This window comes from Mycolicibacterium psychrotolerans (assembly GCF_010729305.1).
Taxonomy (GTDB): Bacteria; Actinomycetota; Actinomycetes; order Mycobacteriales; family Mycobacteriaceae; genus Mycobacterium; species Mycobacterium psychrotolerans.
On the sequence record NZ_AP022574.1, the window covers coordinates 251,684 to 271,047 of the forward strand.

Sequence of the window (19,364 nt, forward strand, 5' to 3'; positions counted from 1 at the left end):
GAAAATCGTACGCACTCGGTGAACGTCATCCCAGCAGCGTGCGGCCAAAACGGGACACATCACAGACGCAAAGACGGAAGTTCGGTTCCGCGTTCTGCGCCGTTCACCCATTGTTCGCCGGGCGGGGATGCCGACCCCTACTTGGCGCCCTGGGCGGCCACCGCGGCCGCGCCCGCCGCCGCGGCCTCGGGATCCAGATAGGTGCCGCCGGCGACCGTCGGCTTCAGGTCGCCGTCGAGGTCGTAGCGCAGCGGGATACCCGTCGGGATGTTGAGCCCGACGACGTCCTCGTCAGACATCCCGTCGAGGTATTTGACCAGGGCTCTCAGCGAATTGCCGTGCGCGGCGAGCATCACGGTCTTGCCGGCGCGCAGGTCGGGCACGATCACGTCGGTGAAGTACGGCACGAACCGTTCGACGACGTCTTTGAGGCATTCGGTCAGCGGCGCGCCGCCGGGGATGTCGGCGTAGCGGGGGTCGGTGTCCTGACTGAACTCGCTGCCCCGCTCGATCGGCGGCGGCGGGGTGTCGTAGCTGCGCCGCCACGCCATGAACTGCTCGTCGCCGTATTTGGCCTTGGTCTCGGCCTTGTCCAGGCCCTGCAGGGCGCCGTAGTGGCGCTCGTTGAGACGCCAGTCGCGGTGCACCGGGATCCAGTGCCGGTCGGCCTTGTCCAGCGCGATGTTGGCGGTGGTGATGGCGCGCCGCAGCAGCGAGGTGTACAGCACGTCGGGGAGTCGGTCGAGTTCTTTGATCATCTCGCCGGCGCGCGCGGCCTCAGCGCGGCCCTTCTCGGTCAGATCGACGTCGACCCACCCGGTGAACAGGTTCAGCGCGTTCCATTCGCTCTCGCCGTGGCGGACGAGGATCAGCGTCGCGGTATCTGCCATGGGCAGATCCTCTCACGGTCAGTTCTTGTCGTGGTCGTCGATCAGATGCTCGAAAGCCTTCAGGTTCTTCAGCGACTCACCACGCGAGACACGCCATTCCCACTCCTTCTGGATGGAGGTGCGGAACCCCAACTCCAGCAGGGTGTTGAAGTCGTTGTCGACGGCCTCGAGCACCTGGCCCAGCACCCGGTCGATCTCGTCGGGGGTCACCGACGACAGCGACATCCGGCCGACGAGGTAGATGTCCCCGACGTTGTCGAGCGTGTAGGCGACGCCGTAGAGCCTGCGGTTGCGTTTGAGCAGGAACTTGTAGACGCCCTCGAAGTTCTCGTCGGGTTTGCGGCAGACGAACGCCTCGATGCGGACCGAGTGCTCGCCGACGGTGAGGATGGTGTTGGTGGTGAGCCGCCGCTCGCCGGGCAGCGCGACCACCAGCCCGGGCAGGCCGCCCGCCGCGCCCTTGTGACGGGTGAACGGCAGATCGTGTTCGGCGAGCGTGCTCTCGATGACGGCCTGTGCGTTCTGCGTGCGATCGCTCATGCCCGCACTCCCCTGCGCATCGAGAATCGGCGCCCGCCGCGGCGGGCAGTGGGCTGGCGCTGATGGCTACCGCGGTGATCGGCGATCGCCCGGCCGTAGCTGTCCAGCAGCATGTCGACGGTGTGCCGCCAGGAGAACGACGCGGCGTGCTCGGTCGCGGCACGACTCATCGTGGCCGGCCCGGCGGCCAGCACACCGGCCAGGGTGCGCGCCCAGTCGGCGGGGTCGTGGCCGTCGACCAGCGCACCGCTGACCCCGTCGCGCACGGCGACGGGCAGCCCGCCCACCGCGGCCGCGACGACCGGCGTCCCACAGGCCTGCGCCTCGACCGCGACGAGCCCGAAGGACTCCGAATAGCTGGGCACCGCGACGATGTCCGCGGCGCGGTACACCGCGACCAGGCCGTCACGCGACTGCGGCGGCAGGAACGTCACGCGGTCGGTGATCCCCAACTCGGCGGCCAGGAGGACGAGACCGTCCGGGGTGGCCAGACCCGACCCCGACGGCCCGCCGGCGATCAGCACCTGCACCTCGGGCAGCCGGGCGACCGCGCGCAGCAGCACGTCGGGCGCCTTCAGCGGCTGGATGCGGCCGACGAACGCGACGATCGGCGCCCGCGGATCGAGTCCGAGCGCTGCGCGGGCGGCGATTTTGTCACCGGGGGTGAACGTGGCCAGGTCGACGCCGGGGTACACCACGTCGATGCGCGCGGGATCCGCCTGGTGCAGCGAAACCAGTTCGGCCGCTTCATGTTCGGTGTTCACGATGAGCCGGTGGGCTTCGTCGACGACCTGCTGCTCACCGATGGCTCGCATCGGCGGCTCCGGGGAGTCGCCGTCGGCCAGCGCGGCGTTCTTGACCGCGGCCAGCGTGTGCGCGGTGTGCACCAGCGGCACCGCCCACCGGTCGGCGGCCAGCCAGCCGACCTGCCCGGAGAGCCAGTAGTGCGAGTGCACGATGTCGTAGTAGCCGGGTTCGTGGGTGGCCTCGGCGCGCAGCACCCCGGCGGTGAACGCGCACAGCTGGGTGGGCAGATCGTTCTTGTCCAGGCCCTCGAACGGACCGGCGACCACATTGCGCACCAGCACGCCGGGCGCGACCCGCACCACCGCCGGGTCCGACGACGACGTCGCCCTGGTGAAGATCTCCACGTCCACGCCGCGCTGCGCCAGCTCCAGGGCCGTCTGCAGCACGTACACGTTCATCCCGCCGGCGTCGCCGGTCCCCGGCTGAGCCAGTGGGGAGGTGTGCACGGACAGCACCGCCGCCCTGCGCGGCACGGGCAGAGGGTCGGTCGCTGGACGCACACCGTCATGTCTACACCGCGCCCGTGGCGACCTGCTCAGGCACTCACCTCGGGCCTGCGGGACTGCGCCCGGCGCATCGCGCCGATCGGATCGGCGTAGAGGCCTCCCAGAGACACGATGCCCGCGCCTGCCTCCTGCACCCGGTTGCCGAACGCCGTCACCCGGATGTCGCGGTGCGGCAGCACCGAACGCGCGGCGAACGCCGACTCGACGGTGCTCATGCCCTCCGGATACTCGGTGAAGGCCTGACCGCCGACCACCAGGTCGTCGGGATTGAGCATGTCGCGCAGCAGTGCGACGGCCTCGCCGAGCACGCGGGCGCGTTCGGCGACCAGCGCCGCGGCCTGCTCGTTGCCCTGCCGCGCCGCGCGCAGCACGGCGGTGACGGTCGACGCCGGACCGTCGGCCGGGATGATGCGCGCCTTGCGCGCGGCGACCAGCACCGCCTCGTCGCTGACCGTGGACTCCAGCTCACCGCTGCCACCCAGCAACTCCGACTGGGCCGGCAGCGCCGCGATGGTGCCGGGGCCGCTGGTCGGGGAGTGCACCTGCCCGCCGATGGCCAGGGCGTAGCCGACGGTCTCGCGGGCGTAGACGTACAGGCTGGTCGAGGTGCGGCCCGGGGGGCGACGAACCCCGAGCAGCAGTTCCGCGCCCGCCATCGCGTCGACGTGCGAGGCGATCGACACGGGCAGGCCGAGCGACTCGGCGAGCACTGGCCCGACGGGCGCGTCCGACCAGCCCAGGCGCGGATGGTCCAGGTAACCGGTGGTGCTGTCCACGACGCCGCCCGCGGCGACCCCGGCCCACAGCGGGCGCCGGCGGTGCCAGCGGCTCAGGTAGCGGCGGGCGCTGCCTGCGATGGCGTCCAGCGCACCGGCCTGGACGCCGCGCGGCGTCGGTGTCTCGACGACGTCCAGCGTCCGGCCCAGCAGGTCGGTGGCGACGATGCTGGTGGTGCGGGCGCCGATGTGCACGCCAAGGGTGAGGAACGGCTCGTGGTTGACCTCGACCGGCACGCGTGGGCGGCCGATGGCGCCCGACACCGCGAGGTCGGCGCGCTCCCGCAAGAGTCTTGCGTCGAGCAGTGCGGTGACCTGGCGGTTCACGGTGGCGATCGACAGGCCGGTGACCTGGGCGATCACGTCACGCGCGATGGGGCCGCGCTGCCGGGCCGCGGCGAACACCGACGCCGCGGCGGCCTCGGGGACGCGCAGCGCCGGAGCGACGATGTGGTGCAGCAGTGCCTGCGGGTAGCGGCCGGTGCCTGCGGTGGGTGCGGTGCGCTTGGCCTGGGTCGCGTGCGAGCGGGCGGCGAGGGAGTGGGTCATGGGATCGTCCTCGAGTCGGTCGGTGGGGGGCGGTGCCACACCCTGGCGACTCAGCGGACGGGATCTCGTCCGGGCGCAGTCAGGCGCGGCGGGGTGCGCGACAACAACACGCACGCCGCGCGGCAGCGTGAACTGCCTGACCGGTTCGGATCACGGGGTCAATTTAACACGGGCGCTAGGGTTGCGTGCATGACGACGCCATCTGATGCCCGCAGAGTCGCCGTGGTCACCGGTGCCAGCGCCGGGATCGGCGAAGCCACCGCGAGAACCCTTGCCGCCCAAGGCTTTCACGTGATCTGTGTGGCCCGCCGCGAAGAGCCCATCAAGGCGCTGGCCGCCGAGATCGACGGCACCGCGATCGTGGCGGACGTCACCGACCCGGAGGCCGTGGCGGCGATGGCCGGGCGGCTGGACCGGGTGGACGTGCTGGTCAACAACGCAGGCGGGGCGCGGGGTCTTGCGTCGGTGGCCGACGCCGACATCGACCACTGGCGCTGGATGTGGGAGTCCAATGTGATGGGCACGCTGCACGTCACCCGCGCGCTGCTGGGCAAGCTCATCGCGTCCGGAGACGGGCTCATCGTCACCGTCACCTCGATCGCGGCCGTCGAGATCTACGACAACGGCGCCGGCTACACCACGGCCAAGCATGCCCAGGGCGTCCTGCACCGCACGCTGCGCAGCGAACTGCTCGGAAAACCGGTGCGGCTCACCGAGGTGGCGCCCGGCATGGTCAAAACGGACTTCTCCCTGAACCGCTTCGAGGGGGACGCCGACCGTGCCGAGAAGGTCTACCAGGGTGTGACGCCGCTGGTGGCCGAGGACATCGCCGAAGTGATCGGCTTCGTCGCGAGCCGGCCGTCACACGTGGATCTGGACCTCATCGTGGTGCGCCCGCGGGATCAGGTCAGCGGCGCCAGCGGATCGCGCTTCAACCGCACCTGATCACATGCGCCCAAACCAACGTTTCGGCGCGAAAAGAGGCCGATTTCGCACCCGAATGTCGGTTTGGGCGTATGAAACTAGCCGCCGGGACGGCCGCTGACCGGCTGCGGCGCGTCCGACGGCGTCACCGGCGCCGTACTCGGGATCTGCTGCGAAGGCTTCTGCGACGACAGCGCCGACATGGACGTCCACTCGTCCCACGGCACCGCCCAGTCCCAGATGTCGCCGTCGGCGTAGGACAGATCGATGCGGGTGCCCGTCACCTCGACCGGGTCGCCGTACATCGCCGAGTTGAAGTACTCCTGGGAGTTCTCCAGGTTCAGGTTGATGCACCCGTTGGTCACGTTGGTGTTGCCCTGGGCCCCGATGCTGTTGGGGTTGCAGTGGATGAACTCGCCGTTGTTGGAGATTCGCACCGCGAACCGCTCGTGCACATTGGCGTATCCGGCGGCCGGGTTGGACATGTAGAAGTCCTCGTACTTCTCGGTGACCACGTGGATGCCGCTGCGGGTGACGTTGCGGTCGAGGTCGCCTTCGCCGTAGCTGCAGGCGAAGTCCATGATCACCGCGCCGCCCTCGTCGAGGACCTGGATGCGGTGGCTCGACGCCTCGGCCTTGACGACCTGGCGACGACCGATGGTGAAGTCCAGCGTGGAGTCCGACGCGCCGTAGGCGCCCTCACCGAACGGCACGCCGTAGAGCTTCGCGTCGACGTGCACCGTCGTGCCCGGCGGGTAGTACTCCTTGGTCCGCCAGTGCATACGCGAGCCGCCGGCTTCGTCGGGCAGCCAGGCCCAGCTGCCCTCGACCTCCGGGGTGGTGGTGACCTTGACGGCCTTCTCCACCTCGGCCCGGTCCTCGTCGGCGATGGCGGCGTCGAACTGCAGGATGATCGGCGCGGCGACGCCGACGGTCTGCCCGTCGGAAAGTTGGAACTGCCCGTTGACCTGGATGTCGGGGTCGACGGTGGTGAACGACGCCTTGACCGGCACCGCCTTGCCGTCCTGCCCGACCACGGTGCCCGCCCAGCGGTACTCGACGCCGTATCCCAGCGGTTCGGAGGCGGTGAACTCGGTGCGGTCACGGTTGAGCGCGCCTGCGACGGGCTTACCGTCGGCGTTGGTGAGGCTGATCTTCTGGAACCAGCCGTTCTCGACCGTGACGGCGACCCGCGAGGTGGGGGCGACGTCGTCGGCGGCATCCTTGGGTTCGTAGTGCAGCTGCGGCGCGGCGGGCGCGTCCCCGGCCGACTGACCGGACGAGGAGTTCTTGTCGCTGGACATACACGCCGCGAGCGCTCCCGGTGCGACGACGCCGACCGCGAGGGCGGCGAGTGCTCGCCGTCGGTTCAGCGACGGCACCGGGTTGGCAGGGCTCACGTGTCGACAGCGTACCTAGAGAACGCACCCGATCAGAATCGGTTCGGGTGTGAGATCGATCCCGAACGTCGCCGCGACACCGTCGCGAATGGCCCTGGCCAGCGCGATCACATCCGTTGCCGTCGCGTTCCCGCGATTGGTCACAGCCAGCGCGTGCTTGGTCGACAGCCGCGCCGGCGCGTCTTCGCCGGGGTAGCCCTTGCCGAATCCGGCCCGCTCGACGAGCCACGCCGCCGCGAGCTTGACCCCGGCATCGGCTGGATAGTGCGGGACGGCGCCGTCCACCCCGGCCGCCAGGCGCTCGAACTGCGCCTGCGGCACGACGGGGTTGGTGAAGAAGGATCCGACGCTCCAGGTGTCGTGGTCGGCGTCGTCGAGCACCATGCCCTTGCCGGCCCGCAGCCTCAGCACGGTCTCGCGCACCCGGGCGGGGTCGGCGCGCTCCCCCGGTTCGACGTTCAGCGCCGAGGCCAACTCGCCGTAGCGCAGCGGGGCGCTACGGCCGTCCGGGTCGAGCCGAAACTCGACCTCGAGCACCACCGCGTTCGCCGAACCCTTCAGAATGCTTGTGCGATAACCGAATTCAAGGTAGTCGGGAAGCACCCAGCGATCTTCACCGGTCCGCCGGTCCAGCAGCCGGACGCGGCTGATGGTGTCGGCGACCTCCGCCCCGTAGGCGCCGACGTTCTGCACCGGCGTCGCACCCGTCGATCCGGGGATGCCCGACAGGCACTCCAGCCCGCCCAGCCCGTGAGCCAGCGACGCCGCGACGACGTCGTCCCAGACCGCCCCCGCCTCGGCGCGCAGCAGCGGCCCGTCGACGGTCACCGCCCGGGTGGCGAGTCGTACCACTGTGGCCGCCCCGAGACCGTCGCCGAGCACCACGTTGGATCCACCGGCCAGAATCAGCGCCTCCGGGCCCACGGCGCGCATCACCGCGACCACCTGCTCGGTCGTCACGCATGTGATCAGCCGGTGCGCCACGGGGCCGACGCGCAGGGTGGTCAGCGGCGCCAACGGCACATCCTCGGCGACCGCCACGCCCGCGATAGACGAAGTGACCACGGGCGGTAACGGTAGCGTGGTTTGCCATGCCGCGTTCATTCGACATGGCCGCCGAGTACGGCGGCACGGTCGAACAGGTCCACCGGGCGTTCCGCGACGAGGAGTACTGGCTCGTGCGCCTGCAGGATTCCGGCGCCGACTACGCCACGCTGGACGACATGACGATCGACGCCGACGGCGGAATCCGGGTCAGGACCACGCAGACGCTGCGCGCCGGCCGGCTTCCCGGGGTGGTCACCCAATTCCACCGCGGTGACCTCAGTTTCGTGCGGGAGGAGCTGTGGTCGCCGATCCGGGAGGGACGGGCGAGCGCGACGGTCACCGGCGCGATCCCTGGGGCGCCGGCGGGGCTGACCGGCACCGCGGTGCTCGGCCCGGCCCAGCCCGGCTCGCGGATGGCCCTCACCGCCACCGTCGAGGTACGGGTGCCGCTGGTGGGCGGCAAGATCGAGAACTTCATCGGCAGCCAACTCGTCGACCTGCTGATCGCCGAACAACGGTTCACCACGGTGTGGATCACCGAGAACAGCTGAGCGCACAGGTGACCGGCGCCGGCTCCCGCCCACTCGGAGCGGTCACCCGCGGCACCACCGGCCACAACCGGCTCCGGCGCAGCGACCGGTGGCTGGTGCACTCGCCGCGGGTGCGCACCGCGGTGCAGAGCGCTGCCGACCCGCTGGTCGTCGACCTCGGCTACGGCGCGCTGCCGGTGACGACGCTCGAGCTGGCGGTGCGGATGCGCCGGGTGCGTTCCGACGTGCGCGTCGTCGGGCTCGAGATCGATCCCGAGCGGGTGCGCGCGGGCGTGGCCGCTGTGTCCGACGGGGCGGCGCCGGGGGTCGACTTCGCCCTCGGCGGTTTCGAGTTGGCCGGCCACCGCCCGGTGCTGGTGCGGGCGTTCAACGTGCTGCGCCAGTACCCGCCCGAGGCGGTGCCCGGCGCATGGACGGCGATGCGCCGCGGCCTGGCGCCGGGCGGGCTGATCGTCGACGGCACCTGCGACGAGCTGGGCCGCCGCTGCGCCTGGATGCTCCTCGATGCGACGTCGGCGGTGAGCCTCACACTCGCCTGCGACCCGTTCGCCATCGAGCGGCCGTCCGATCTGGCCGAACGTCTGCCCAAAGTGCTGATCCACCACAACGTGCCCGGCCAGCCCATCCACACGCTGCTCACCGCCGCCGACCGCGCCTGGGCGAGCAGCGCGGGCCACGGCGTGTTCGGCCCGCGGGTGCGTTGGCGGGCGATGCTGGACATCCTTGTCGCCGAGGGGTTTCCGGTGGTTCCGCCGCGGCGCACGCTGCGCGACGGCATCCTCACGGTGCCGTGGCCGGTCGTCGCCCCGCTCGAGTGAGGTATCGCTCTCCGGTGGACAGGCCATCGCGGGCGTGCTGACAATGACTGCCAGGAGCCGGTGACCCCGCTCCCCGGACGAGGTGCGTCGTACCCGGTCAGCGACAAGACGACGCGGATGAGGAGAACTCATGTCCGACCTGCCCGACATGCCCGATCCGAGTCTGCCCAACGCCGAAGGCGCCTGGGCCCAGCAGGTCGAGGCCCGGCTCGGCGACCGCCGGCTGCGCGAGGAGATCGAGCGGGGGCTGAGCTACGGGCTGGAGGCCGCGCCCACCATCAACGACCGCACGATCTCGACGTTCGTGCGCGGCGAGAAGCCGCACTTCGCCGGCGAGCGCGGCACGTTCTTGAAGTGCCCGTTCATCGAGGACGTCAACGAGGTCGACGACGCCGAGGTCGCCGTGTTCGGCGTCCCGCTCGACGCCGGCGCGACCTACCGGCCCGGCACCCGGTTCGGGCCGCAGGGCATCCGGCGCTCGACCAATCTGTTCGGCACCTACAACTACGAGTCCGGTGTCGACCTGCGCGAGCAGCTCAACATCGTCGACATCGGCGACGTCTTCACGATCCCCGGCAATCTGGAGAAGTCGTTCGATCAGATCAGCCAGGCGATGGCGCACGTCGCGAGCAAGGGCGTGATGCCGATCGTGCTCGGCGGGGACCACTCCATCGGCTTCCCCACCATCCGCGGCCTGGCGCCGTACATGGACGGCAACATCGGGATCATCCACTTCGACCGCCACGTCGACACCCAGGAGACCGATCTCGACGAGCGGATGCACACCACCCCGTGGTTCCACGCCACCAACATCAAGAACGCGCCGGCGACGAACCTGGTGCAGGTCGGGATCGGCGGGTGGCAGTCGCCGCGCGAGGGCGTCAAGGTCGGGCGGGAACGCAAGTCGACGGTCATCACGGTCGGCGACGTGGAGCGCGTCGGCATCGACAAGATCGCCGAGATCGCGCTCGAGGTGGCCTGGAAGGGCGCCAAGGCGGTGTATCTGTCGTTCGACATCGACGTGATCGACGCCGGCTTCGTGCCGGGCACGGGCTGGCCGGAGCCCGGCGGTCTGCTGCCGCGGGAGGCGCTCAACCTGGTCAAGAAGATCTCCGAGCCGGGGCTGGCCGGTATCGAGGTCGTCGAGTGCTCCCCGCCGTACGACTGGGCCGAGCAGACCGCGCTGATGAGTTCGCGGGTGATCCTCGACAGCCTGGCCGCGCAGGTCCGCTCCGGAAAGCTCGGCAACAAGGCCGCCAAGGCCAATCGTCCCGCCTGGGGTCCGTAACTAGTCTGGATGTCATGCGTGTAGCCCTGGCACAGATCCGCAGCAGCGCCGACCCGGCGGCCAACCTCGGCCTGGTCGAGGCGCAGACCCGGCTGGCCGCCGAGGCCGGCGCCTCGCTCGTGCTGTTCCCCGAGGCGACGATGTGCCGCTTCGGGGTTCCGCTGGGAACCGTCGCGCAACCGTTCGACGGTCCGTGGGCCGACGCGGTCCGCCAGATCGCGGACCGCGCCGGCATCGTCGTCGTCGCGGGCATGTTTGTGCCGTCCGAGGACGGCCGGGTCACCAACACGCTGATCGCGACGGGTCCCGGGGTCGACGCCCGCTACGACAAGATCCACCTGTACGACGCGTTCGGGTTCACCGAGTCCGACACGGTCGCGCCGGGCCGGGAGCCGGTCACCATCGTCGTGGACGGGGTGACGGTCGGGCTGACGCTCTGCTACGACATCCGCTTCCCCGAGCTGTACATCGAGCTCGCCGAGCGCGGCGCCGAGCTCATCACCGCGCACGCGTCGTGGGGCACCGGGCCCGGCAAGCTCGAGCAGTGGACGTTGCTGGCCCGCGCCAGGGCGATCGACACGTCGAGCGTGGTGGCCGCGGTCGGACAGGCCTATCCCGGCGACGAGCTCGCGGCCCTCGGGCCGACCGGCGTCGGCGGCAGTCTGGTGGCCTCCGCGCTGGGCGAGGTGCTCGCCGGCGCGGGCGCGGATCCGGAACTGGTGGTCTGCGACGTCGACCTCGACGCCGCGCGCAAGGCCCGCACGACCGTCGCGGTCATGCACAACCGCTCAGGCTTTGCTCATGCCGGTAGGGCAGAATCGCTGCGGTGACCGATCCCTGGGCCCGCCCGCCCCAGCAATCCGGCCCGGCGTTCCCACCGCCACCGCCGCAGTACCCGCAGCATCCGTCCGCGCCCCCGCAGGAAGGCTCCTCGTTGCCGGCGAAGATCAAGAATTTCTTCAGCGACCCGCTGTCTGTCGTCCTGGCAGTGGTGATCGTGGTGGCACTGGTGTTCGCCGGCCTGCTCGGCGGGGAGCTCTACGCGCGGCACCGGGCCGACACCGTGGTGGCCGGGGTCATCGAGTGCGTCGTGCAGGATGACGCGACCGCGTCGTTCGGGGTGCTGCCGCCGTTCCTGATGCAGCACATGTCCGGCCACTACACGAACATCCGCATCGAGACCGCGGGCAACCAGGTCCGTGACGCCAAGGGGATGAAGCTCAACCTCGACATCGACGACGTGCGACTGCAGGACACCCCGACCTCCAGCGGAACGGTCGGGTCTCTGGTGGCCGACATCGCGTGGTCGGCCGACGGCATCAAACAGACCATCCAGGGCGCCATTCCGTTGATCGGCAGCTTCGTCACCGGAGTGACCACCAACGCCAGCGAGGGCACGATCGAACTCGAGGGCGCGCTGGGCAGCATCACCGCCAAGCCGCAGGTCGTCGACGGCGGCATCGCGCTGTCGGTGCAGAAGGTAACCGGGCTGGGCTTCACGCTGCCGCGCGAGGCCGTGCAGCCCGCCCTGGACGCGTTCACCGCGCAGCTGACGCAGAACTATCCGCTGGACATCAAGGCCGACTCGGTGTCGGTCACCGATACCGGTGTGCAGAGCCGCTTTTCGACACAGAACGCGTCGATGCCGAAGCAGACCGACGATCCCTGCTTCGGCAACCTGTAGCGGTTCGCCGACTACAGACCGTCGAGCACCGCGCGGGTGCCGGACAACCCTAGCCGGGTCGCGCCCGCGTCGAGCATCGCGGTCGCGTCTGCTGCCGAACGGATTCCGCCGCTGGCCTTGACGCCGAGGCGGCCGCCGACGGCGGCGGCCATCACTTCCACGGCACGCACCGATGCGCCGCCGGCGGGGTGGAAGCCGGTCGAGGTCTTGACGAAATCGGCGCCAGCATCCTCGGCGACCCGGCAGACGTCGGTCAGCAGCGGCCAGCCCCCGAATTCGACCAGGGCCGACGACTCGACGATCACCTTCAGCACTGCCTTTGGCGCCGCATCGCGGACCGCCGCGACGTCGGCACGGACGACGTCGAGTTCCCCGCCGATGGCGGCGCCGACGTCGATCACCATGTCGATCTCGCGGGCGCCGGCGTCCACCGCCACGGCGGCTTCGTGCGCCTTGATCACCGAAAGGTGTTTGCCTGACGGAAAACCCACCACGGACGCCACGGCGCGGCCGGAGGCGAGCGACACCGCGGTCGGCACGAACGGCGGCGACACGCACACGGCGTACACGTCGAGCTCCACGGCTTCGGCGAGCAGCGCGACGATATCGGCCTCTGTCGCTTCGGGTTTGAGCAAGGTGTGGTCGACCGCGGCGGCGACCTGAGCGCGGGTGTAGCCCATCAGAACGGTTCTTCGGTGCCGCCCGGGTTGCACCCGGCGGCGATCATCTCATCGGGGCCGACCTCGGGTCGCCATGGCTCGAGATTCCAGCTCACCTTGCCGGGCTCGACGATCTCCGCGAACTGCCAGTGGCAGACGAACTGCTCCTTCATGCCGGCGATCGCGACGTCGGGCGACAGCGCGAGGATCTCGCCCCACGCCTCGTCGGCCTGCGCCGCCGTGCCGGGGCGGCCCGAGGTGTCACGCCCGGCCGCGGTGGGATACACCCGCAGGCTCGACAGGTCACCCCATTTGGCCCACTTCACGTGGTCGATGTAGGGCGGAGGCTGCGGCGCCGGGGTGGCGGCGGCGTGGGGAGCCGCGGTGAGCGCGACCGCGCAGGCGGCCGCCGCGCTAAGTGCGAGCCGCACTAGCGCGACTTCCCTTGGATCTCCAGGATTTTCGGGCGCACGTCGACCAGGTAGACCCCCGCGGCCACGGCCGCGATCGCCACCCCCGTGATGCCGAGCACCAGCGCCAGCAGAACGGCGACCCCAAGGATCACCAGCCACACCGGCTTGGTCAGCTTCTCGGCCGCGGTGTAGGCGTCGGGTCGCTGGATCGCTGCGTGCACGAACGCGTACACCGTCGTCACCAGGACGGCGACCTGCAACGCGAAGAGGACGTAACCCACAAGGCCTTGGAGCTCCACGCTCGACAGCCTAGGCGGGTTACGTCCCCTTTTCGACTTCCCCGAAGGGAGTCGTCGCTTACTTCTGGGTGACCTTCTTGGCCGGCGCCTTCTTGGCGGGCGCTTTCTTGGCGGCGGCCTTGGCCGGGGTGGCCTTCTTGGCCGGGGCCTTCTTGGCGGCCTTCTTCACCGGCTCGGCGGCCGACTCGGTGCGCTTGGGCAGCTCGACGCCGACCAGCTTGGCGGCACGCTCACCGACCGCACGCGTCTGCGTCGCGACGTTGCCCAGCGCCTCCTGGGTCAGCTCCACAGCCTGGTCGGTGTACCCCTCGACCCGGGTGGCGGCTCCTTCGAGGGCCGGCTGGCTGCGCAGGCGCTCGAGGGCGGCCTCGCCACGCTCGATCAGCTTGGTGTAGGTGGACTGCGCGGCATCGGCGTAGCCCTCGGCGAACTTGCGCAGTTCTTCGGAGGTCAGCTTCGTGCGGATGTCACCGACCTGAGAAGGCAGCTCCTCCTGCAGCTTGGTGATGCGGGCACGGCTCTCCTCGACGCGCGCCTCGGCATCGGTGCGGGCCTCGCCGGCGCGCTCGCGCAGCGTGGCCACGATCTCGTTGACGCGCTCGAGGGCCAGGTCGGCGGCGCCGACGGCGGCGAGCAGCGGGGCTTTCAGGTCGTCGATCTCGAGCTGATTCTTCTCAGCCATGGGTGTTTCCTTTCACTAACTGATTGAGGTCTGTTGGGGTGATTGCGTGATCTGCAGAGGGCCGTTGTCGCGTTCCGTCGTCGACTCCTCGTCGTCGTCACGGACACTGTCGTCTGCACTGGACGGTCCCGCCTCGGCCGCAGCCTCGAGCAGTGCCGCCTCGTTCTGCTGGCAGAACGACGTGTAGATGTCGAGCAGCACCTGCTTCTGCCGCTCGTTGATCGCCGTGTCGGTGATGATGGCGTCGCGCACCTGATTGGTCTCACTGGGTTCGAGGATCCCGGCCCGGATGTAGAGCACCTCGGCCGACACCCTCAGCGCCTTGGCGATCTGGTTCAGCACATCTGCTGAGGGCTTGCGCAATCCCCGCTCGATCTGGCTCAGATAGGGATTGCTGACACCGGCCTTCTCGGCGAGTTGCCGCACCGAGACCTGCGCGGCTTCCCGCTGGGACCGGATGAAGCTGCCGATGTCCTGGGCAGCGCTGGAGACGACCGCGGCGAGATTCTCGTCCTGCGCCATGGTGCTGCCCTCCTTCGCTGCCGTGGTGTTTTACCGACAACACCACGGTACGACTGAGTGCTAACTTTTGCAAGCACTCAGTTAGCGCAGGTCAGAACAGCAGCTGGGCGATCGTGTAGATGGCCAGGCCGGCCAGCGACCCCACCACCGTGCCGTTGATCCGGATGAATTGCAGGTCACGGCCCACGTGGAGTTCGATCCGCCGGCTCGCCTCATCGGCGTCCCAGCGCTCGATGGTGTCGGTGATGATCGTCGTGATCTCCGCCCCGTACTCGCCCACCAGATGCTGCGCGCCGCGCACGATCCAGTTGTCCACCTTGTCGCGCAGATCCGCGTCGTCGCGCAGGGACTCCCCGATGCGCACGACGGAGTCGGCGATGCGGGCGCGCAGTGTCGAGGACGGGTCGTCGACCGACTCCAAGATGATGCGCTTGGCGGCGCTCCAGGCCGTCTCGGCGGCCCGCGCGACCTCGTCGCGGGCCATGATCTGGTCCTTGACGTTCTCGGCCTTCTGGATCGTCGACTCGTCGCTCTGCAGATCGCCGGCGAACTCGAACAGGAACTTGGTGGCCGAGCGGCGCAGCTCGTGGTCGGGGTTGCGGCGCACCTTGTCGGTGAAGTCCATCAGCTCACGGTGGATGCGATCACCGACGAGGTGGTCCATCCAGCGCGGCGACCACGTCGGCGAATCGCGCTCGATGACGCGCTCGATGACTTCACCGGCGTTCAGCGACCACTGGAACGCCCGGTCGGCCAGCAACTGCAGCAGTGCCTCCTGCCGACCCTCCTCCAACAGCGATGCCAGCACCCGGCCGATCGGCGGTCCCCACTGTGGCTCGGCGATGCGCTTGACGATCATCCGATCCAGCACCTGCTGGACGTCCTCGTCGCGCAGCATCTCGACGAGCACCCGCAGCACCGTCGACGTCTCGGTGGCCACCCGTTCGGCGTTGACCGGTTCGGCGAGCCACTTGCCGGCCCGGCTGGCGACGTCGGCGTCGCGCAGCTTGGTCTCCACGTTCTCCTGGGACAGGAAGTTCTCCCGCACGAAGTCGCTGAGACCCTCGCCGAGCTGGTCTTTTTTGCGCTTGATGATCGCGGTGTGCGGGATCGGGAGGCCCAGGGGGTGCTTGAACAGCGCGGTCACCGCGAACCAGTCGGCCAGCGCGCCGACCATCCCCGCCTCGGCCGCCGCGCGGACGTAGCCCACCCACGGCGCCGCCCCGTGGGACTGCGCCCAGGTGCACAGCAGGAAGATGACCGACGCCCCGATGAGGAAGCTCAGCGCGACGACCTTCATGCGCCGCAGCGCGCGCCGCCGCTCGGCATCGGCTGCAGAATCGACTCCGGCGAGCTTCTCGGCGAAGCTCGCCCGGGGTCGTTGCCCGGCGTCCGGGACGTTCACTCGATGTGCCACCTATTCATCATCCCCGCGCGGCCAACCGGCACCGCCCGGCCACCGTATTATCGACAAGGACTAACGAACGGATCACCGCGAACGTGGCACAACATTCCCCGCCGGTGGCGGTCAAAACCGATGGGCGCAAAAAGCGCTGGCATCGGCACAAGGTCGAGCGCCGGAACGAACTGGTCGACGGCACCCTGGAGGCCATCCGCCGACTGGGCAGCAACGTCAGCATGGACGAGATCGCCGCCGAGATCGGGGTGTCCAAGACCGTTCTGTACCGCTACTTCGTCGACAAGAACGACCTGACCACCGCGGTGATGATGCGCTTCGCGCAGACCACGCTGATCCCCAACATGGCCGCCGCGCTGACGTCGAACCTGGACGGCTACGCCCTGACCCGCGAGATCATCCGCGTCTACGTCGATACCGTCGCCAACGAGCCCGAGCCCTACCGGTTCGTGATGGCCAACAACTCGGCCAGCAAGAGCAAGGCCGTCGCCGACTCCGAGCAGATCATCGCGCGCATGCTCGCGGTGATGCTGCGCCGACGCATGGTGTCAGCCGGGATGGACCCCGGCGGTGCCGAGCCGTGGGCGTTCCACACCGTCGGCGGCGTGCAGCTGGCCACGCACTCGTGGATGTCGCACCCGCGGATGAGCGCTGACGAGCTGATCGACTACCTGACGATGCTGTCGTGGAGCGCGCTGTGCGGCATCGTCGAGGTGGGTGGATCGCTGTCGCGGTTCCGCGAGCAGAACCATCCTTCCCCGGAACTGCCCACTCAGCTGCTTGACTAGGTGGGTGACCGAGACCCTTGAGCTTCCGTCGCTGTGGTCGCATGAACCGCACTCGCTGCTGAGGTTCAAGCCGGGCGACCTGGTCGCCGACATCGACCCCGACGCCACGCCGGGATTCCGCGGCAAGAAGTCCGACGCCCCGACGCTGCAGGAGGAGCGCAACGTGCGCTTCGCCGAGCTGCAGGAGATGCTGTATGCCCGCAGCCGGGTCGACGACCACCGCTCGGTGCTGCTCGTGCTGCAGGGCATGGACACCGCAGGCAAGGGCGGCATCGTCAAACACGTTGTCGGAGGGTGCAATCCGCAGGGCGTCGACTACCACAACTTCGGCAAGCCCACACCCGAGGAGCTGTCACACCACTTCCTGTGGCGAATCCGCAAGGCTCTGCCGCCGGCGGGCCACATCGGGGTGTTCGACCGTTCGCATTACGAGGACGTGCTCATCGTGCGGGTGCACAACCTGGTGCCCCAGGAGGTGTGGGAGCCGCGCTACGACGAGATCAACGCGTTCGAACGCGAACTGATCGCCAGCGGTACGAGCCTGGTGAAGGTCGCGATGTTCGTCTCCCTCGACGAGCAGAAGAGGCGCCTCGCCGAGCGCCTCGAGCGGCCGGACAAATACTGGAAGTACAACCCTGGCGATATCGACGAGCGGCTGAAGTGGCCCCTCTACCAGGAGGCGTACCAGGCGATGCTGGATCGCACGAGCACCGAGTACGCGCCGTGGCATGTCGTGCCGTGCAATCGGAAATGGTACAGCCGTCTCGCGGTCACCGAGTTGATGATCGAGGCGCTCAAGCAGCTCAACATGTCCTGGCCGCCACCGGATTTCGACGTGGAGGCGGAGAAGAAGCGGCTGAAGAAGGCCTAGGGCTCAGGCGCCGCCGAGCGTACGGTTCCTGACGCTTTTCGCGCGATTTTCATCACAATCCGTACGTTCGGCGCGCATTCAGGTGCCGGGCCATCCCCGTCGCCGGAGCGCCTGCTCGGCACGCCGCCAGATGTCGTCGGGTGTATCGCGAAGATGTCGCGCGCTGACGCGGATGATGATCCAGCCCTGCTCGGCCAGGAAGTCCAGCCGGGCGATGTCCTCGGCGTGCGCGGCCGGATCCGTCCAGTGCTGCTCGCCGTCGTATTCGACGCCCACGCGGTACTCGGGCCAGCCCATATCGATGCGACGCACCACCCGACCGGAAGCGTTTCGGATCGGGACCTGAGTCTGCGGGGCGGGTGCACCCGCTCGGATGAGGACAAGACGGGTCCGGGTCTCCTGTGGTGACTCGGCACCTCCGTCGACGAGTGCCATGGCTCCCCGGAGGCTTCGAATCCCCCGGGCGCCGGGATGACCAGCGGCGACGACGGCGACGTCCGCCACCGCGGCGCGAGTGGCGTTGAGGAGCGCGTCGATACGAATGATCGCCTCATCGCCGGCAATTCGGCGCCCGATGTCGAAGACGGTGCGGGCCACGGTGGTGCAATCGATGCTCTGCACGAGGCACACCTCCTCGTCGAGCAACGCCTCCCGATGGATCCGTATCCCTGGCGCGACAGCCGAGCGCACCCGCGTCAGCTCAGCGGCGCGATCATGCGGCAGCCACCGGGGACCGTGCATCGCCGCCGCCGACAGCCCCGCCAACGTGCCGCTTCGCCCCGACCACAGCCAGGCCGCATACGCGCGGTCCCGAGGCGTCAGCGCCATTCCCACCGGGGCGTAGACGTTGTGATGCAGTTTCACGTACCGCCGCCGCAGATCGTGGCGCGTCAGTGCCCCGGCGGCGAGGGCCTCGGACCCGACGATGATCTCCCCCACACTGACCTAGGCGCACGGAGCGACTCTTCGGTTCCCGAGTGCACGCATTTTGACGGATATCGCGACAGAACTCGTCAGAAAGCGTGCCCTCGGCGGGGGCGTCAGTAGCTGTAGAAGCCCTTGCCGGTCTTCTTCCCCAGCTGCCCCGCCTCGACCATGCGCTGCAGCAGCGGCGGCGGCGCGTAGTGGGCGTCCTTGTACTCGTCGTACATCGAGTCCGCGATCAGCTTCATGGTGTCCAGTCCGATCAGGTCGGACAGCCGCAGCGGGCCCATCGGGTGCGAGAGCCCCGCGACCACGGCGGTGTCGATGTCCTCGACGCTGGCCACGCCCGCCTCGGCCATCCGGATCGCCGAGAGCAGGTAGGGCACCAGCAACGCGTTGACGATGAAGCCCGAGCGGTCGCCGCAGCGGACCACCTTCTTGCCCAGCGTCTCCCCGGCGAACTGCTCGACCCGCGCGATCGCGTCGTCGGAGGTGACGAGCGTGCTGATCAGTTCGACCAGCGGCAGCACCGGCACGGGGTTGAAGAAGTGCAGCCCCAGCACCCGGCTCGGATTCTTCGTCGCCGCAGCGATTTTCATGATCGGGATGCTGGAGGTGTTCGACGCCAGCACCGCGTCGGGATCGGTGACGATCTCGTCGAGCTTCGCGAACACGGAAGCCTTGACGGCCTCGTCCTCGACGATCGCCTCGATCACCAGCTGGCGGTCGGCCAGGTCGGTGAGGTCGCTGGTGAACGTCAGCCGGGCCTGCGTGATCTCGAACTCGTCGGCGGCCAGCTTGCCCTTCGCCTTGGCCCGCTCCAGCGACGCCGTGATGCGCGCCCGGCCCGCCTCGGCCAGTTCCGTCGACGGCTCGTAGACGGTCACCTGTGCCCCGGCCCTGGCGCAGACCTCGGCGATGCCGCCGCCCATCTGCCCGGCGCCGACCACTCCCACGCGTTCAATGCTCACTGGTTCTCCTCTGTGCAGCGATGAGCCCCGCCCGGATC

Annotated in this window: 22 protein-coding genes and 1 riboswitch; of the genes, 8 read left to right on the top strand and 14 right to left on the bottom strand. The window is 69.4% G+C overall.

Translation table 11 applies throughout. The features are described 5' to 3' along the window. Positions 1-137: 137 nt before the first annotated feature. The 4 genes from G6N45_RS01260 to G6N45_RS01275 are packed head-to-tail and all read right to left on the bottom strand — an operon-like array spanning position 138 to position 4,068. The gene (locus G6N45_RS01260; protein WP_163720044.1) at positions 138-890 is read right to left on the bottom strand and encodes a phosphoglyceromutase; all 753 of its coding nucleotides are present in this window, start codon (positions 888-890) and stop codon (positions 138-140) included. 18 nt (positions 891-908) lie between these two features. Continuing rightward, a complete protein-coding gene (locus G6N45_RS01265; RefSeq protein ID WP_163720046.1) occupies positions 909-1,430 on the bottom strand; it encodes a type III secretion system chaperone family protein in 522 nt (173 codons plus the stop codon). Then, the gene (mshA, locus tag G6N45_RS01270) at positions 1,427-2,737 is read right to left on the bottom strand and encodes a D-inositol-3-phosphate glycosyltransferase (protein WP_163720048.1); all 1,311 of its coding nucleotides are present in this window, start codon (positions 2,735-2,737) and stop codon (positions 1,427-1,429) included. Before mshA ends, G6N45_RS01265 begins: the two co-directional genes overlap by 4 nt. 35 nt (positions 2,738-2,772) lie before the next feature. Continuing rightward, positions 2,773-4,068: an ROK family protein gene (locus tag G6N45_RS01275; protein WP_170312421.1), complete on the bottom strand. Its 1,296-nt coding sequence runs from the start codon at positions 4,066-4,068 to the stop codon at positions 2,773-2,775. Positions 4,069-4,257: 189 nt separating this feature from the next. On the opposite strand from G6N45_RS01275, the gene G6N45_RS01280 reads away from it, so the two are divergent. Further along, positions 4,258-5,013, top strand: coding sequence for an SDR family oxidoreductase (locus tag G6N45_RS01280; RefSeq protein WP_163720050.1), 756 nt, complete (start codon positions 4,258-4,260; stop codon positions 5,011-5,013). A gap of 77 nt (positions 5,014-5,090) precedes the next feature. Here the strand turns inward: G6N45_RS01280 and G6N45_RS01285 are convergent, their stop codons facing one another. Continuing rightward, a complete protein-coding gene (locus G6N45_RS01285) occupies positions 5,091-6,392 on the bottom strand; it encodes a L,D-transpeptidase (RefSeq protein WP_163720052.1) in 1,302 nt (433 codons plus the stop codon). Between the two features lie 15 nt (positions 6,393-6,407). Next, a complete protein-coding gene (locus G6N45_RS01290; protein ID WP_163720054.1) occupies positions 6,408-7,457 on the bottom strand; it encodes a UDP-N-acetylmuramate dehydrogenase in 1,050 nt (349 codons plus the stop codon). Between the two features lie 26 nt (positions 7,458-7,483). Between G6N45_RS01290 and G6N45_RS01295 the strand changes: the two genes are divergently transcribed. The 5 genes from G6N45_RS01295 to G6N45_RS01315 all read left to right on the top strand — a co-directional run bounded on the left by G6N45_RS01295 (position 7,484) and on the right by G6N45_RS01315 (position 11,780). Continuing rightward, complete coding sequence (locus G6N45_RS01295; RefSeq protein WP_163720056.1) at positions 7,484-7,990, top strand: DUF2505 domain-containing protein; 507 nt, start codon at positions 7,484-7,486, stop codon at positions 7,988-7,990. Beyond that, a complete protein-coding gene (locus G6N45_RS01300; RefSeq protein ID WP_407664267.1) occupies positions 7,969-8,808 on the top strand; it encodes a class I SAM-dependent methyltransferase in 840 nt (279 codons plus the stop codon). The genes G6N45_RS01295 and G6N45_RS01300 overlap by 22 nt, the downstream gene beginning before the upstream one ends. A gap of 51 nt (positions 8,809-8,859) precedes the next feature. Then, a riboswitch (guanidine-III (ykkC-III) riboswitch) is annotated at positions 8,860-8,926 on the top strand. Between the two features lie 21 nt (positions 8,927-8,947). Then, complete coding sequence (locus G6N45_RS01305) at positions 8,948-10,096, top strand: agmatinase family protein (protein ID WP_163727573.1); 1,149 nt, start codon at positions 8,948-8,950, stop codon at positions 10,094-10,096. A gap of 14 nt (positions 10,097-10,110) precedes the next feature. Continuing rightward, positions 10,111-10,926 carry a carbon-nitrogen hydrolase family protein gene (locus tag G6N45_RS01310; protein WP_163720058.1) on the top strand — a complete coding sequence of 272 codons (816 nt, stop codon included), beginning with the start codon at positions 10,111-10,113 and terminating at the stop codon, positions 10,924-10,926. Next, entirely contained in the window at positions 10,923-11,780 is an 858-nt protein-coding gene (locus G6N45_RS01315; protein ID WP_163720060.1) for an LmeA family phospholipid-binding protein, read from the top strand. Before G6N45_RS01310 ends, G6N45_RS01315 begins: the two co-directional genes overlap by 4 nt. 11 nt (positions 11,781-11,791) lie before the next feature. On the opposite strand, the gene deoC is transcribed toward G6N45_RS01315, so the two are convergent. The 6 genes from deoC to G6N45_RS01345 all read right to left on the bottom strand — a co-directional run bounded on the left by deoC (position 11,792) and on the right by G6N45_RS01345 (position 15,772). Further along, positions 11,792-12,460: a deoxyribose-phosphate aldolase gene (gene deoC, locus G6N45_RS01320; protein ID WP_163720063.1), complete on the bottom strand. Its 669-nt coding sequence runs from the start codon at positions 12,458-12,460 to the stop codon at positions 11,792-11,794. After that, a complete protein-coding gene (locus G6N45_RS01325; protein WP_163720065.1) occupies positions 12,460-12,870 on the bottom strand; it encodes a DUF2599 domain-containing protein in 411 nt (136 codons plus the stop codon). The genes deoC and G6N45_RS01325 overlap by 1 nt, the downstream gene beginning before the upstream one ends. After that, positions 12,870-13,151, bottom strand: coding sequence for a DUF2516 family protein (locus tag G6N45_RS01330; protein ID WP_163720067.1), 282 nt, complete (start codon positions 13,149-13,151; stop codon positions 12,870-12,872). Before G6N45_RS01330 ends, G6N45_RS01325 begins: the two co-directional genes overlap by 1 nt. Before the next feature lie 58 nt (positions 13,152-13,209). Beyond that, positions 13,210-13,833: a heparin-binding hemagglutinin gene (locus G6N45_RS01335; RefSeq protein ID WP_163720069.1), complete on the bottom strand. Its 624-nt coding sequence runs from the start codon at positions 13,831-13,833 to the stop codon at positions 13,210-13,212. Positions 13,834-13,848: 15 nt separating this feature from the next. Continuing rightward, positions 13,849-14,355, bottom strand: coding sequence for a helix-turn-helix domain-containing protein (locus G6N45_RS01340; RefSeq protein ID WP_163720072.1), 507 nt, complete (start codon positions 14,353-14,355; stop codon positions 13,849-13,851). A gap of 91 nt (positions 14,356-14,446) precedes the next feature. After that, positions 14,447-15,772, bottom strand: a complete 1,326-nt coding sequence (locus tag G6N45_RS01345; protein WP_163720074.1) for a DUF445 domain-containing protein — start codon at positions 15,770-15,772, stop codon at positions 14,447-14,449. Positions 15,773-15,855: 83 nt separating this feature from the next. Here G6N45_RS01345 and G6N45_RS01350 point away from each other — a divergent pair, with 83 nt between their 5' ends. Beyond that, positions 15,856-16,560, top strand: coding sequence for a TetR/AcrR family transcriptional regulator (locus G6N45_RS01350; RefSeq protein ID WP_057150442.1), 705 nt, complete (start codon positions 15,856-15,858; stop codon positions 16,558-16,560). A 4-nt stretch (positions 16,561-16,564) separates the two neighbouring features. After that, positions 16,565-17,431, top strand: coding sequence for a polyphosphate kinase 2 family protein (locus G6N45_RS01355; protein ID WP_163720076.1), 867 nt, complete (start codon positions 16,565-16,567; stop codon positions 17,429-17,431). Positions 17,432-17,509: 78 nt separating this feature from the next. Here the strand turns inward: G6N45_RS01355 and G6N45_RS01360 are convergent, their stop codons facing one another. Together G6N45_RS01360 and G6N45_RS01365 are read right to left on the bottom strand one after the other, a co-directional pair. Then, positions 17,510-18,370, bottom strand: coding sequence for a hypothetical protein (locus G6N45_RS01360; RefSeq protein WP_163720078.1), 861 nt, complete (start codon positions 18,368-18,370; stop codon positions 17,510-17,512). A 101-nt stretch (positions 18,371-18,471) separates the two neighbouring features. Then, a complete protein-coding gene (locus G6N45_RS01365; RefSeq protein ID WP_163720080.1) occupies positions 18,472-19,326 on the bottom strand; it encodes a 3-hydroxybutyryl-CoA dehydrogenase in 855 nt (284 codons plus the stop codon). Positions 19,327-19,364: the final 38 nt, after the last annotated feature.